Origin of the sequence: Actinacidiphila paucisporea (genome assembly GCF_900142575.1) — a bacterium.
In the GTDB taxonomy this organism is placed as follows: domain Bacteria; phylum Actinomycetota; class Actinomycetes; order Streptomycetales; family Streptomycetaceae; genus Actinacidiphila; species Actinacidiphila paucisporea.
In genome coordinates, this window is record NZ_FRBI01000028.1 from 79,121 (window position 1) to 93,699 (window position 14,579).

Below are 14,579 nucleotides of genomic sequence, written 5' to 3' on the forward strand. Positions count from 1 at the left end.
GTGCCGGTGACGTCCCCCGCAGCGTCCCTCTCTCTTCATGGATATATCAATGTGCCGCCCCCCGCAGCTTGTGCGAGGTCCCCCCGGCCGGTCGCCGGCCGCTACGGCCCTGGTCAGCGCGGTAGCGGCGTACCGGCCCCGCCCGGCGGGCGCGACGGCTCCGCGGGCCGCGGCAGGACCGCGCGGCCGCCACCGCCACCGCCCGCCGCCTGCGCACGGCGGCCCGGCGGCAGGCGGAACGCCCGGTGCCGGGGGCTGCTGCTGACAGCTGGTGACCTGTGTGCTTAGCTGCCGAGCGCGACGAGGGGAGGCGGCGGTGGACGAGCACGACACCACGGCCGGGGCGCGACAGGCCGGCGAACACCGGAAGAACGCACCACCGGCAGCGGGGGCACAGGGCAGCGGGGGACAGGGCAGGGTGGGCGCGGCCGGTACGGCGCTGGCTCTCGTCGCCGTCGCCGGAACCGCGCTGGGCGCCCTCATGCTGCGCCCCGGCCGGTCACTGCTCGCCGACAGCGGCGGGCCACTGGACAACACCGCCGCCGTCATCCTGATCGCCATCGCCTGCCTGGGCGCGGGACTGCTGCTCAGCACCCGCTACCGCGCCCGCCTGGGCTACGAGCAGAACCTGCCGCCCTTCGAGCAGCGGCTCGCCGACGCGGTCCGGGTCACGCTGATCGCCGCCGCGCTCGTGGTTCCGTTGCTGCTGCTCGTCATGCACCACTTCCCACCGCAGGGCGACGCCACCCCGACCGCCGAGCAGACCGGCGACGACTGGTTCCCGCACCGCAAGCGGGGTGCTGATCCGCCGCACACCGTCGGCAGACCCAGTCACGCCCCGCAGATCACCCTGCCGCACATTCTGGTGGTGATCGGCATCGCCGTGCTGGTGCTGGTGCTGCTGGTCGCCGGCTACCGGCTGTGGCGCCAGCTGCGGGGCGTCCCCGAGCAGGCCCCGGCCCCGTACTTCCCGGCCGAGCAGGACGTGCTCGCCGACGCCGTCGACTCCGGCCGCCGCGCCCTGCTCGACGGCACCGATGCCCGCGCCGCCGTCATCGCCTGCTACGCCGCGATGGAGGCCTCGCTGGCCGGGTCCGGCGTCGCCCGCCGCGCCTCCGACAGCCCCCAGGACCTGCTGGAGCGCGCCGCCGGCAGCGGCCTGCTGACCGGGCCGCACGCCACCGACCTGACCGTGCTGTTCCGCGAGGCCCGCTACTCCACCCACCCCATGGACCGCACCCACCGCGACCGGGCCGCCGGTGCGCTCGACGCCATCGCCGCGCAGCTCGCGGAGAGCGCCGCCGCGGACGCCGAGCCCGGCGAGGGCAGGCAGGGGCCGCAACCGACCGCGGGAGCCCACCGGTGACCGAACCGCAACCCCCCGAGCCGGGAGCACCCGGTTCCGTACGCCACTCGCTGACCCTGCTGGCCGCGGTCGGCGCCGCCGCCGTCATCCTGCCCGGACTCGCGGAAGGCCTGCCGGGCGCCGCCAGCGGGCTCGCCGTGTGCACCGTCGCCGGGCTCGCCATCGCCCGCTACGTCACCGGAGCCGGCGCCCAGGACAGCGGTTTCCGCCGCTCGGTGCGGCTGCTCGGCAGCCGGGCGCCCGCGCTCGGCGAATGGCAGCGCATCGTCGACAAGTCGATCGGTGAGGGCAGCGAATGGCACTTCACCGCCACCCTCCGGCCGCAGCTGCAACGGCTGTTCGCCGCCCGGCTCGCCGAGCGGCACGGCGTCGACATGCGCCGCAGCCCCGAGCGGGCCGAGGCCCTCGTCGGCGCCGACCTGTGGCCGTGGATCGACCCCGCGCACCGCCTCGCGCACCGGCCCGACGACCCGGAGCAGGTGCTCCGCGCCCTGCTCGACCGGCTGGAGGCGCTGGGCGCGGCCCCGCGACCGGCCGCCGCCGCCCGCACCACCACCAGGCACAGTGAGGATCCGCAGTGACCAGCCAAGACCGCACAGCCGACCACGACGTCCTGACCCCCCGACAGGCCGGTGAGCGGGCCGCCGAAGTCCTGGCCGAGGTCCGTACCGCCGTCGTCGGCAAGCCCCGGCCGCTGGACATGGTCATGCTCGGCATCCTGGCCGGCGGGCACGTCCTGATCGAGGACCTGCCGGGCCTCGGCAAGACCCTGCTCGCCCGGTCCTTCGCCACCGTGCTCGGTCTGGACTTCCGGCGTATCCAGTTCACCCCCGACCTGCTGCCCTCCGACGTGACCGGCGCCCCCTTCTACGACCAGCGCACCGCCGAGATGGTCTTCCGGCCGGGCCCCGTCTTCACCCACCTGCTGCTCGCCGACGAGATCAACCGCACCCCGCCCAAGACCCAGGCGTCGCTGCTGGAAGCGATGGCCGAGTCGCAGGTGTCCATCGACGGCAGCACCCGCCCGCTGCCTGACCCCTTCGTCGTCGTCGCCACCGCGAACCCCATCGAGTACGAGGGCACGTACTCGCTGCCCGAAGCCCAGCTCGACCGCTTCCTGCTGCGGGTGCGGATGGGTTATCTGACCGCGCCCGAGGAGACCGGGATGCTGCGCGCCCGGATCGCCCGCGCGGCGCCCGAGGCGGTGCTGCGCACCCTGAGCGGCCCCGGTGAGGTGCTGGCGATGCGCGCCGCGGTCGAACAGGTCGAGGTCGAGGACGACCTGCTCGACTACGTCGTCGCCCTGGTCGGCGCCACCCGCGGCCACCAGCACATCCAGGTCGGCGCCTCACCCCGCGGCGGTCTCGCCCTGGTCCAGCTCGCCCGGGCCCGCGCCGTCCTTGACCTGCGCGACTACGCCACCCCCGAGGACGTCAAGGACGTCGCCGTGGCGGCTCTCGCCCACCGGATCACCCTCAAACCCGAGCTGTGGGTCCGGCAGATCGACGCGGACGACGTGGTCGCCGAGATCGTGCAGTCCGTCGCCGCCCCGCAGACCCTGCCCCGCAGCCCCGTCGCGTCATGACGGAACGCCCCGCCGCCCTCGACCGGGCACTGGGCGGCACGACGTCCGCGCCCACCGAGCCGCCGCCGGCGCCGCCGCCCGGCTGGCGGGCCGGCGAACGCACCCTGCGCTACGGCACGGTCGCCGCGGTCGCGGTGGCCGCCGCACTCGTCACCGGCCACGCCTGGCTGCTGGCCGCGGCCGCCGCCCCGCTCGCCCTGCTCGCCCTGGCCCTGCCGGCCGGCAGCAGGCCGCGGCACCTCACGCCCGCGGTCGACGTCGAGCCGCGGCGCTGCTTCGAGGGCGAGCGCGTCACCGCCACCGTCACCCTCGCGCACGACGGCGCGGCCGGGCGCCTCGACCCCGGCGTCACCTTGGGTCCCGGCGTACGGCTCGACGACCTCGCCGTCAGCGGCGGGCGCGTCACGCTGACCTTCACGGCCGAACGCTGGGGCCGCTGGACCGTCGGCACGGTCGACCTCGACGTCTACGACACCGGCGGCACCGCCCGCCGCACCCTGCGCGTCGACCTCGGAGAGGTCGCGGTCTTCCCGGTCCCCACCGCGTCCGCCGTCACCCCCATCCCGGTACGGCTGCCGCAGCGGCTCGGCGAGCACACCTCCGCCCAGCGCGGCGAGGGCGTCGAGGTCACCGGCATCCACCCGTACGCACGCGGCGACCGCCAGCGCCGCATCCACTGGCCCGCGACCACCCGCCGCGGGGAGCTCCAGCTGCACCAGTTCGCCGCGGAAAGGGCCTCGGACACCGTGGTCCTGCTCGACGTCCTCGCCGACGTCCGCGACCCGGCGACCGGTACGTCCTCGCTCGACGAGACCTTCCGCGCCGCGGCCGGCCTGGTCCGGGCGTATCTGCGCACCCACGACCGGATCGGCGTCGTCTCGGTCGGCGGCGCCACCCGCTGGCTGCAACCCGGCAGCGGGCAGAGCTACTTCTACCGGATCGTGGAGAGCGTCCTGGACGTCCGCAAGGACCTCAGCTACCGCACGACCGGGCTGAGCAGGCTGCCGCCGCCCGCCCTGCCGGAGAGTGCGCTGGTCTACGTCTTCACACCGCTCACCGACCAGCGCATCCTCGACGTGCTCGACCAGGTCAGATCGCGGGCCAACCCGCTGGTCGTCGTGGAGATCCCCACCGGCGACCCGCCGGTCGAGCCCGGCGACCGCACCGCGGAACTGGCCCTCCGCCTGTGGCGCGCCGACCGCGACGCCATGCGCTTCGCGCTGACAGCTCGCGGCATCGCCGTCGTCACCCACCACCCGGGCGAGACCCTCGACCTGGCCCTGGCCCCCCTGCTGCGCACCCGGGTCCACGGAGGCCGCCGATGAGCCGCGTGCCGGGCGGCGCCCGCCGACCGACCGCCCGCACCGAAGGAGGCCGCCGATGAGCCGCGCCACGGATGTCCACCGGCTGACCGCCCGGCTGCTCGGCGTCGCCCTGGCCGTCGCCGCCTGCAACCCGCCCCGCACCCTCGGCGGCCCCCTCCTCGGCTGGATCCTCGTCCTCGCGGCCGGCGGCGCCGCGTGGTGGGCGGCGCCGATGGTCGACGCGCGCCCCGTGCTCACCTCGACGCGATGGACCGTGGTGGCGGCACGCCGGCGCAACACGCTGCTGCCCGTCGGAGCGGTCGTCCTGGCCGCGCTGACCGCTCCCGCGGTCTGGCTGGCGGCCTGCGTCACCGGCCTGCTGGTCGCCTACCTCCTGGTCACCGACGGCTGGACGATGGGTTCCACCGCCCCCGCGGGCACCGACCGCACCACTCCGGCGCTCGCCGCCACCGCGGCGGCCGCGGTGGTCTTCGCGGCCTCCACCGCCCCGGTCGCCCACACCACCTGGTCCCGCCTCCCGGCCGCCCTGGCGCTCGCGGCCACGACCGCCTGCGTGGCCCTGGCCCTGCGCCACCGCCGCGCCCGCTGACGACGGACGCCCGCGCCCCGGACGAGCGCTCCCCCTCCGCGACCACAGGGCGAAGCCCCGGTGAACCAGGCCTGTATCGGTTCAGTAAATACGGCACGCACTTACCAACGCCCCGCTTCCCATCTGCACTTGCCGTGCTTTACCGTTTAATGGCCCCGGCCCGCCCGGGATCAGCGAAGCAGCCGACGCGCCGCAGGCATGAGGGAGTAGCGATGAAGGACGTCACGCCGTTGGTCGACGGCTGGACCCTCCGCCTGCCGGGCGACGGCGACGGCGGCGCCACCCCGGGGCGCAGGCTGAAGGCCGCCGTGCCCGGCTGCGTCCACACCGACCTGCTCGCCGCCGGCGAGATCGCCGACCCGTTCCTGGACCGCAACGAGCACGAGGCCGCCTGGATCGGCCGCGCCGACTGGACGTACGAGACGGTGCTGCCCGCGCTGACCACGACCCACGAGCGCAGCGACCTCGTCTTCGACGGCCTCGACACCGTCGCCGAGATCACCCTCGGCGGGCGCCGGCTGGGCGCGACGCGCAACATGCACCGAAGCCACCGCTTCGACGTCACCGCCGACCGTGAAGCCGCAGCCGCAGCCGGCCCCGCCGCCGGCGGCACACCGCTGACCGTGGCCTTCACCTCGGCCTACACCGAGGCGGAGCGCGTACGCGCCCTGGTCGGGGAGCGGCCGAACTCGTACCCGGAGCCGTTCCAGTACATCCGCAAGATGGCCTGCTCCTTCGGCTGGGACTGGGGGCCGACGCTGGTCACCGCCGGGATATGGAAGCCGGTGCGGCTCGAGCACTGGTCGACCGCCCGGCTGGCGCGGGTCACCCCGCTGGTGACCGTCACCGACGGCACCGGACGGGTCGAGGCCAGGGTCGAACTGGAGCGCACCGCGGCAGGCGCGGACCGGCCGCTGACCGTACGGCTGCGGGTGGGGGAGGCCGTCACCGAGACTCCCGTGCCGGCCGGCGCCGACCGGGTCACCGTGCTCGCCGAGGTCGCCGCGCCCGATTTGTGGTGGCCGCACGGCTACGGCGAGCAGCCGCTTTACGACTGCGAGGTCACCCTCGTGGAGCAGGGCGGGGACCTGGACCGCTGGCAGCGCCGTATCGGCTTTCGCACCGTCACCCTCGACACCTCGCCCGACGAGCACGGCACGGCCTTCACCCTGGTCGTCAACGGCACTCCCGTCTTCGCCCGCGGAGTCAACTGGATCCCCGACGACGTCCTGCCCACCAGGGTCGACGCCGCCCGCTACCGGCGCAGGCTGCGGCAGGCCGTGGACGCCGGCGTGGACCTGATCCGGGTGTGGGGCGGCGGGATCTACGAGAGCGACGACTTCTACGACGCCTGCGACGAGCTGGGCCTGCTGGTCTGGCAGGACTTCCTGTTCGCCTGCGCCGCCTACCCCGAGGAGCAGCCGCTGCGCTCCGAGATCGAGGCCGAGGCCAGGGAGAACGTCGGCCGGCTCGCCCCGCACCCGAGCCTGGCGCTGTGGAACGGCAACAACGAGAACCTGTGGGGCTTCCGCGACTGGGACTGGGAGGACGCGCTGGCCGGCGACTCCTGGGGCGAGGGCTACTACCTGGGCCTGCTGGCCAGGGTCGTCGCCGAGACCGACCCGACCCGGCCGTACTGGGCCGGCAGCCCCTGGTCGGGCTCCTGGGACCACCACCCCAACGACCCCCGGCACGGCACCGCCCACTCCTGGGAGGTGTGGAACCGCGTCGACTACACCGACTACCGCGACAGCGTCCCGCGCTTCGTCGCCGAGTTCGGCTGGCAGGCGCCGCCGGCGTACGCCACCGCCCGTCGCGCGCTGTCCGACGACCCGCTGACCACCGACTCGCCCGGCATGCTGCACCACCAGAAGGCCGAGGACGGCAACGGCAAGCTTGCCCGCGGCCTGGCCCGGCACTTCCCGGTGCCCGCCGACTTCGACACCTGGCACTACCTGACCCAGGTCAACCAGGTGCGGGCCGTCGCGACCGGCATCGAGCACTGGCGCTCGCACTGGCCGGTGTGCGCCGGCACCGTCGTCTGGCAGCTCAACGACTGCTGGCCGGTGACCTCCTGGGCTGCCATCGACGGCGACGAGCGCCCCAAGCCGCTCTACCACGAGCTGAAGCGGCTCTACGCCGACCGGCTGGTCACCGTGCAACCGCGCCCCGGCGGCCTCGTCGCGGCGCTGGTCAACCAGACCGCGCAGGACTGGACGGGCACGGCGGTCCTGTGCCGGGTCGCGGTGGACGGCGCCGTACTCGCCGAGGTACGGCTGCCGTTCACCGCGGCGCCCAGGACGGTCGCCGAGCTCGTGCTGCCGCCCGAGGTGCTGCCCGCGGCGGACAGCGGCAAGGAACTGCTGACCGTACGGGTCGGGGAGCTGCGGACCTGCTGGTTCCCGGTGCGCGACAAGGACTTCGATTACCCGGAGCCCCGTTGGGACGTCGCAGTCGCCGTACACCCCGACGGCGCCGTCGCCGTCACCGTCACCGCCCACACGCTGCTGCGCGACCTGCTGCTGCAGGCCGACCGGCTCGCTCCGGCGACCACCGCGGACCGCGGCCTGACCACCCTGCTGCCCGGCGAGAGCGTGACGATCACCGTACGCGGCTGGGACCACCCGTCGCCCGACGCGGCCGCCGCCGCGCTCTTCTGCGTCAACGCGGCCGTACGGGACGGGGAAGCCGGCGGCGGCCGGTGACGGGCCCGGCCCGGCCGGCGGGCGGGCAGCGCCCCACCATCAAGGACGTCGCCGCGCTCGCGGGCGTGTCCAAGGGGGCGGTGTCCATGGCGTTCAACGGCCGCCCCGGCGTGTCGGACGCGACCCGCGCCCGGGTGCTGGCGGCCGCCGGGGCGCTGGGCTGGGAGCCGAACCTGTCCGCGCGCGTCCTGTCAGGTTCCCGTGTCGACACCGTCGGCCTGGTCATCGCCCGCCCGGCCCGGATGCTGGGCCTCGAACCGTTCTACATGGAGTTCATCTCCGGCATCGAGAGCGTGCTCGCCGGCCGCGACAGCGCCCTGCTGCTGCGGCTGGTGCGGGACCCCGACGAGGAGATCGAGGTCCAGCGGGCCTGGTGGCGCTCCCGGCAGGTCTCCGGGTCGATCCTGGTCGACTTCCGGCGGGACGACCCGCGGGTCGCCGAACTCGCCGGCCTCGGCCTGCCCGCGGTCGCGGTGGGCCACCCCTCGCTGACCGGCGGCCTGCCCGCCGCGTGGACCGACGACGCCGCGGCCGTCGCGGAGGCGGTGCGCTACCTGGCCGCGCTCGGCCACCGCAGGATCGCCCGGGTCGGCGGCGCGGCCGAGCTGGGCCACACCGCCATCAGGACCGCCGCCTTCGAGGCCGCCGCGCACGAGCTGCGCCTGGAGCAGTGGTCGAGCACCGACACCGACTTCTCCGGCAGCCAGGGCGCCCGCGCCACCCGTACGCTGCTCGCCTCGCCGCGCCGCCCGACCGCCATCCTCTACGACAACGACCTGATGGCGGTGGCCGGCCTGTCGGTGGCCGCCGAGATGGGCCTGTCGGTGCCGCGCGACATCTCCCTGCTGGCCTGGGACGACTCCCAGCTGTGCCAGCTGACCCGGCCCAAGCTGTCGGCGATGAGCCACGACGTCTTCGGCTTCGGCGCCGAGGTGGCCCGCCGGCTGCTGGCCGTACTCGACGGCGCGCAGCCGCAGACGGGGCCGGTCGCCACGCCGGTGCTCGCCCCGCGTGACAGCACGGCCCCGCCGCGGCGGTGAAGCCGCGGGCCCCGCCCGCTACTTGGTCGCCCCGCGGGTGAAGCCGTTGTAGATGAACCGCTGCAGGAACAGGAAGACGACCAGCGTCGGCACCATCACCAGGATCGCGCCCGCCGAGATGTCCTCCCAGTGCGCGCCGAACGGCCCCTTGAAGCGGAAGAGCGACGTGGAGATGGTGCCCAGGTTCTCGGACGGCATGTAGAGGAAGGGGATGTAGAAGTCGTTGTAGACCGTGATGCCCTTGATGATCACCACCGTGGCGATGGCCGGTTTGAGCAGCGGCAGGATGATCCGCCAGTAGATGGTCCAGGTGTTGGCCCCGTCGATCCTGGCCGCCTCGTCCAGCGACACCGGAATGCCCCTGATGAACTGCAGGAAGATGTAGATCGACACGATGTCGGTGCCCATGTAGAGCACGATCGGTGCCCAACGGCTGTCGAAGAGGCCGAAGTTGTTCACGATCTTGAAGGTCGCGACCTGGGTCGTCACGCTCGGCACCAGCGAGCCGATCAGGAACAGCGCGATGACCAGCCGGCGCAGCCGGAAGTGGAAGCGGTCGATCGCGAACGCCGCCATCGACCCGATCAGCACGGTCCCGCCGATCGAGAAGACCAGGATGAACGCCGTGTTCCAGAATGCCCGCAGCATCTTCCCGGCCCGGAAGGCCGTCACGTAGTTGTGGTAGTTCAGCCAGTCGTGCGGCAGCGACAGGGCGCCGCTGCCCCGGCTCATCTCCTGGGACGTCTTGAGCGAGGTCAGGAACACCGCGAGCAGCGGCAGCAGCACCACCGCGCAGGCCAGCACCAGCGAGACGTACACCAGCGTCCTGAGCAGGACCTTGCCGCTCATACGAGATCGTTCCTCTCGTCGGGCACCACGATGCGCTGCAGCCAGGTCACCAGCAGGATGATCACCAGCAGGGCGACGGCCGCCGCGGAGGCGAGCCCCATCTTGTTGAACTCGAAGGCCAGCTTCACCGTCTGGATCACGAAGGTCTGGGTGCCCGCCGCGCCGCCGGTCATGATGAACGGGATCTCGAACGCCGACAGCGACCCGGAGATCGCCAGGATCGCGCTCAGGCTCAGTACCGGTTTGATGCCCGGCGCGATGATGTGCCGGAACTGCTGCCAGCGGTTGGCGCCGTCCAACTCCGAGGCCTCGTAGAGCTCCCCGGGTATCGACTGGATCGCGCCGAGGAAGAGCACGAAGTTCAGGCCCATGTAGCGCCACACCGACACCGCGGACAGCGACGTGTTGGCCATCCGCCCGCTGCCCAGCCAGAAGTGGTGCCCGTGCACCCCGAATCCGCTGAGCACCGTGTCGAGGGTGCCGTGCGGCTGGAAGAAATACAGGAACACCAGCCCGATGGCGACCCCGTTGAGCAGATAGGGGAAGAAGAGGATCCCCTTGAAGAGGTTCCTGAAGCGCAGGTCGAAACTGAGCACCGTCGCGAAGTACAGCGCCAGCACGATCTGCGCCACCGACGCGACCAGGTAGTAGACGCTGACGAAGAAGACCTGGAAGAGCTCGGGTCTGGTGAACAGCTCCACGTAGTTCCTGGTCCCGACGTAGTTCCGGTCCGGGCTGACCCCGTCCCAGTCGGTGAAGCTGTCCCTGATCATGTTCCCGACCGGAAGGTAGGTGAACGTGATCAGCAGAGCCAGCGGCACCGCCAGGTAGAGCCACGGCGTCACGGTCCGCCAGACCCGAGCGCGGGTCACAGGCTTGCGGTCTTCTGTGCGGACGACCACTTCTTGGCCAGGTCGGCGAAGATGCCCGGCAGATCACCGCCGGCCGCCCCGCGCGCCACGTCGATCAGGTGCTGGCGGTAGTCGGGCTTGTCGGTCATGCCGATCTCGGACTGGTTGTCGATGCTGGTGACCTTGGCGGCCTGCGCCTGCGACATCTCCACGAACTGCACGCCGGCGTCCTGGAACGGCTTCAGCGCCGACGGCAGGGCGCCGCCCCTGAGGGTCGGCACGGTCTGGTTGGTCTGCACGTAGCCGGACTTGTCGGTGAACCAGTCGATCCAGGCCCGCGCCGCCGCCTTGTGGCCGGAGTGGATGTTCACCGCCTCCTGGTAGTCGGGCGCCAGCGGGGTGCAGAACTTGCCGTCCTTCTGCGACGGGAAGGGCATGTAGCCGATCTCGGACGGGTCCTTGCCGGCCTTCCTGGCCGCGTCCTGCATCTGCACGATGGCCCACGACCCCAGCCACATGGTGCCGATCTTGCCGGTGGCCACCAGGCTCTTGCTGTTCTCCCAGTTGGTGGTGGTCGGGTCCTCCTCGGACAGCTTGCCGCGCACGATGTCGTAGAGCAGCGTGTCGCCGACGTTCAGGTCGCTGCCGGCCTTCCACGGGTCGGGCTCGCCGGCCGGGGCGTCGTTCGCCTTCGGGTCGCAGCTCACCGCGCCCTCGACCTGCGTCCAGGCCGTCAGCGGCCACCCGTCCTTGTAGTTGGTGTAGTACGGCGTCGCGGACGTCCTGGACTTGATCGCTCTGAGGTCGGCCAGGAACTGGTCCGGGGTGGTCGGCCAGTGGGTGACGCCGGCCTGCTGCCAGACGGTCTTGTTGTAGACGAAGCCCTGCACGTTGGCGAAGTTCGCGATGCCGTAGACCTTGCCGCCGACGGTGGCCTTCTCGGTGAAGGTGTACTTCTTGCCCAGGTCACCGGCGCTGCCCAGTGAGGCGAAGAACTTCGGGTAGTCCGCGGTCTTGACGGCCGCGGGGATCATGAGCACGTCGCCGTAGTTCGACGTGTTCATCCGGATCTTGACCTCGCCCTCGTAGTCCGTGATGCCCTCGAAGGTGACGTGCACCTTGGGGTAGAGCTTGGTGAACTCGGCGGCGTACTTCTTCATCGTGCCGTCCTGCACGAGGTCGGTCCGCTGGGTCAGGACCTTGATGTCACCGGTGACCTTGCTCGGGTCGGTCGGTGAGGCGGCCGAGTCGCCGCCCGACGACGACGAGTCGCCGCCACCGCAGGCCGTCGCCAGCAGCGCCATGACGGCGAGCACCGAGCCGGCGAGTGCTGTGCGCTTCATCTGCACCATCTCCGTTTCCACGACGTCCGAGCGAGTCCAGGAGGGGACGACGCACAGCGCGCTTACTTAAGCGATTCAGTAGCGGAACGACCGCACTATTGCATTGCGTTGTTGGTCGGTAAAGGGACTGATTCAGCGCTGATGCTTAACCGTTACATAGCGGTTCAGTGCGAGCGGCCGCACCGCGGTGGGGTAGGTTGGGCGCCGACCGGCAGCACACCGCGACCAGCCGAGGAGGTGGGACCGATTACCGCCAGTTCGTACCGCGCGCTCCCGCCGCACGGCCTCGCGAGGCCCGCGGCCTCCTGACGGGAGCGCCGACCGGCTTCCCGAGAGGTTCAGATGTCGGACTCCGTCACACCCTTGCCAGCAGCCGCACCGCGGGACACCGCCGTCGCCCGCCTCAGGGCCGCGGGCTGCGTCTTCGCCGAGGACGAGGCGGGGATCATCCTCGCCACGGCCACCACCCCCGACGAGGTGGCCGCGATGGTCGCCCGGCGGGCCGGCGGGCTGCCGCTGGAACACGTCGTCGGCTGGGCCGAGTTCTGCGGCCTGCGGATCGCCGTCGACCCCGGCGTCTTCGTGCCCCGGCGCCGCACCGAACTCCTGGTGCGCGAGGCCGTCGCGCTCGGCCGGGCCGCCGGCGCCGCACGCGAGATCGTCGTCGTCGACCTGTGCTGCGGCTCCGGCGCCGTCGGCGCCGCGCTGGCCGCGGCCCTGGGCCGCACGGCGCTGCACGCCGCCGACCTCGACCCGGCGGCCGTCGCCTGCGCCGCCCGCAACCTCGCCGAGGCCGGCGGGCGGGTCCACCGCGGCGACCTCTTCGCGGCGTTGCCCGCCGCCCTGCGCGGCACGGTCGACCTGCTGGCCGCCAACGTGCCCTACGTGCCCAGCGCCGCCGTCGGCCTGCTGCCGGCCGAGGCCCGCGACCACGAGGCGCTGATCGCCCTAGACGGCGGGCACGACGGGCTCGACGTGATGCGCAGGGTCGCAGCCAGTGCCGCCGGCTGGCTCGCGCCGGGAGGCTCGCTCCTGGTGGAGGCCGGTGAACGACAGGCGCGGGCCGCCGCCGGCATCCTGGCCGCCGGCGGCCTGCGGCCGCGTATCGCGACCGACGACGACCTCGGGGCGACCGTGGTCATCGGCACCCGGCCGTAGCGGCGGTGCGCCGCCCCGGCCCGCACCGGGCCGGGGCGGTGGCTCAGTCCTGCTGCTCGGCGGGCCGCAGCCCGGCCGTCCACTTCTCCTCGATGTTGCCGAACTTCCACACCGCCATCGCCACCGCCCAGGTCAGGAAGAACAGCCCGACGATGACGTAGCCGACGATGTTCAGGTCCAGGCCGCCCACCCAGTCCCAGAACGCCCCGTGCAGGCCCGCCTTGTCGCTGACCAGGCCGAGGAGTTCGACCGTGCCGATGATCAGCGCGACCGCGACCGACAGGCCGGTGATGGTCAGGTTGTAGTAGACCTTGCGTACCGGCTTGGAGAAGGCCCACTCGTAGGCGAAGTTCATGAACGAGCCGTCGATGGTGTCCAGCAGGCACATCCCCGCCGCGAAGAGCACCGGCAGGCACAGGATCGCGTACCACGGCAGCCCCGAGGCGGCGCCGGAGCCGGCCAGCACCAGCAGCGCGATCTCGGTGGCGGTGTCGAAGCCCAGGCCGAACAGCAGCCCCAGCGGGTACATCTGCCAGGGCTTCGTGATCGACTTCATCACCCGGCCGAGCAGCCGGTTCATGAACCCCCGGTTGTTCAGGTGCTCTTCGAGCGCCGCCTCGTCGAAGTGGCCGCCGCGCATCTGCCGGAAGACCTTCCAGATCCCGGCCAGGATCAGCAGGTTGATGAACGCGATCACGTAGAGGAAGGTGCCGGAGACGGTGGTGCCGACCCAGCCCGTGACGTTGTGCAGCTGCGAGTCGTCGTTCTCGACCGGGTCGGCGAGCGACCTGACGCCCAGCGACAGCAGGAAGGCCAGGGCGAAGACGATGCTGGAGTGGCCCAGCGAGAACCAGAAGCCCACCGACAGCGGCCGCTTGCCCTCGTGCATCAGCTTGCGGGTGGTGTTGTCGATCGCCGCGATGTGGTCGGCGTCGAAGGCGTGCCGCATGCCCAGGGTGTACGCGGTCACGCCGATGCCGATGCCGAACGACTTGGTGCCCAGGCTGTAGTGCTCGGGCGCGACGATCGCCACCAGCGTGAACCACCCGATGACGTGCAGGGCCACGATGAACGCGACCATCCCGCCCAGCCGGGTCCACTCCGCCCGGGTCATCGAACTGCGTATCCGGTGCCAGCGGGACCCCGTGGCGACGGTGGCCTCGGTGGTGGTGGTCATACGTTCGTCCTCCGTCGGAGCGGCTGGGGCGGCACTTACCGCGACAGACTACTTGTTGCGAATCATTCGCAATAGTTCGCCCCCGGCCACGACACCCGCCCGCGGCAGGCACGGTCGCCCTGCGCCGGCACCGCCGAAGAGCCCCGTCACGCCTGCCGGGAAAGCCGCGCCGATACCCGTTCGTCCTGATTGACGCATGACGGAGAGGAGCCCTACGCTCCTCGTGTAGTGATGACGTGGGGAAGCTGGTGGAATTCCAGCACGGTCGCGCCACTGTGATCCCGCCGCCGCAACCGGCGACAGGGAGAGTCAGACAGCCGCTCATCACGACGCCCATGGAACAGGGACGCACGATCCCCGAAGGAGGGCTCACCTTGAGCAGCATTTCCGTACCCCGCCCGGCAGCCACGCCGGTCGTCCTGCCGGTCTCGAAGGCCGTGCTGTGGCTGGTCGGCACCGCGATCCTCGCGCTCGCCGCCTACTACTTCGTCGGCGTCGACCAGGGCGCCGTCTCGGTCTTCGGCAAGGACATGCACATCCACGAGTTCGTCCACGACGCCCGCCACTTCCTCGGTTTCCCCTGCCACTGAC

The 14,579-nt window shown here is 72.3% G+C and carries 13 protein-coding genes; 9 read left to right on the forward strand and 4 right to left on the reverse strand.

What is annotated here, in order from left to right:
- Nucleotides 1-316: 316 nt before the first annotated feature.
- The 7 genes from BUE44_RS29960 (at nucleotide 317) to BUE44_RS29990 (ending at nucleotide 8,610) form a co-directional block, all read left to right on the forward strand.
- Complete coding sequence (locus BUE44_RS29960) at nucleotides 317-1,366, forward strand: DUF4129 domain-containing protein (protein ID WP_235002591.1); 1,050 nt, start codon at nucleotides 317-319, stop codon at nucleotides 1,364-1,366.
- Nucleotides 1,363-1,947, forward strand: a complete 585-nt coding sequence (locus tag BUE44_RS29965) for a hypothetical protein (protein ID WP_073502162.1) — start codon at nucleotides 1,363-1,365, stop codon at nucleotides 1,945-1,947. The genes BUE44_RS29960 and BUE44_RS29965 overlap by 4 nt, the downstream gene beginning before the upstream one ends.
- A complete protein-coding gene (locus tag BUE44_RS29970; protein ID WP_079190200.1) occupies nucleotides 1,944-2,951 on the forward strand; it encodes an AAA family ATPase in 1,008 nt (335 codons plus the stop codon). Before BUE44_RS29965 ends, BUE44_RS29970 begins: the two co-directional genes overlap by 4 nt.
- Complete coding sequence (locus BUE44_RS29975; RefSeq protein ID WP_073502163.1) at nucleotides 2,948-4,276, forward strand: DUF58 domain-containing protein; 1,329 nt, start codon at nucleotides 2,948-2,950, stop codon at nucleotides 4,274-4,276. Before BUE44_RS29970 ends, BUE44_RS29975 begins: the two co-directional genes overlap by 4 nt.
- Before the next feature lie 55 nt (nucleotides 4,277-4,331).
- Nucleotides 4,332-4,865, forward strand: coding sequence for a hypothetical protein (locus tag BUE44_RS29980; RefSeq protein WP_073502164.1), 534 nt, complete (start codon nucleotides 4,332-4,334; stop codon nucleotides 4,863-4,865).
- Nucleotides 4,866-5,077: 212 nt separating this feature from the next.
- Nucleotides 5,078-7,570, forward strand: a complete 2,493-nt coding sequence (locus tag BUE44_RS29985) for a glycoside hydrolase family 2 protein (RefSeq protein ID WP_073502165.1) — start codon at nucleotides 5,078-5,080, stop codon at nucleotides 7,568-7,570.
- Complete coding sequence (locus BUE44_RS29990; RefSeq protein ID WP_073502166.1) at nucleotides 7,567-8,610, forward strand: LacI family DNA-binding transcriptional regulator; 1,044 nt, start codon at nucleotides 7,567-7,569, stop codon at nucleotides 8,608-8,610. Before BUE44_RS29985 ends, BUE44_RS29990 begins: the two co-directional genes overlap by 4 nt.
- Before the next feature lie 18 nt (nucleotides 8,611-8,628).
- On the opposite strand, the gene BUE44_RS29995 is transcribed toward BUE44_RS29990, so the two are convergent.
- The 3 genes from BUE44_RS29995 to BUE44_RS30005 are packed head-to-tail and all read right to left on the reverse strand — an operon-like array spanning nucleotide 8,629 to nucleotide 11,653.
- Nucleotides 8,629-9,459 carry a carbohydrate ABC transporter permease gene (locus tag BUE44_RS29995; RefSeq protein ID WP_073502167.1) on the reverse strand — a complete coding sequence of 277 codons (831 nt, stop codon included), beginning with the start codon at nucleotides 9,457-9,459 and terminating at the stop codon, nucleotides 8,629-8,631.
- On the reverse strand, nucleotides 9,456-10,331 hold the full coding sequence (locus BUE44_RS30000; RefSeq protein ID WP_235002593.1) for a carbohydrate ABC transporter permease: 876 nt from the start codon (nucleotides 10,329-10,331) through the stop codon (nucleotides 9,456-9,458). Before BUE44_RS30000 ends, BUE44_RS29995 begins: the two co-directional genes overlap by 4 nt.
- Nucleotides 10,328-11,653, reverse strand: coding sequence for an ABC transporter substrate-binding protein (locus BUE44_RS30005; RefSeq protein WP_073502191.1), 1,326 nt, complete (start codon nucleotides 11,651-11,653; stop codon nucleotides 10,328-10,330). The genes BUE44_RS30000 and BUE44_RS30005 overlap by 4 nt, the downstream gene beginning before the upstream one ends.
- Before the next feature lie 342 nt (nucleotides 11,654-11,995).
- Here BUE44_RS30005 and BUE44_RS30010 point away from each other — a divergent pair, with 342 nt between their 5' ends.
- Nucleotides 11,996-12,811 (forward strand): putative protein N(5)-glutamine methyltransferase, encoded by an 816-nt coding sequence (locus tag BUE44_RS30010; RefSeq protein WP_073502169.1) that lies wholly within the window; start codon nucleotides 11,996-11,998, stop codon nucleotides 12,809-12,811.
- Between the two features lie 43 nt (nucleotides 12,812-12,854).
- Here the strand turns inward: BUE44_RS30010 and nicT are convergent, their stop codons facing one another.
- Nucleotides 12,855-13,925 carry a Nickel transporter NicT gene (gene nicT, locus BUE44_RS30015; RefSeq protein ID WP_073502192.1) on the reverse strand — a complete coding sequence of 357 codons (1,071 nt, stop codon included), beginning with the start codon at nucleotides 13,923-13,925 and terminating at the stop codon, nucleotides 12,855-12,857.
- 437 nt (nucleotides 13,926-14,362) lie between these two features.
- Here nicT and BUE44_RS30020 point away from each other — a divergent pair, with 437 nt between their 5' ends.
- On the forward strand, nucleotides 14,363-14,578 hold the full coding sequence (locus BUE44_RS30020) for a CbtB domain-containing protein (RefSeq protein WP_235002595.1): 216 nt from the start codon (nucleotides 14,363-14,365) through the stop codon (nucleotides 14,576-14,578).
- Nucleotide 14,579: the final 1 nt, after the last annotated feature.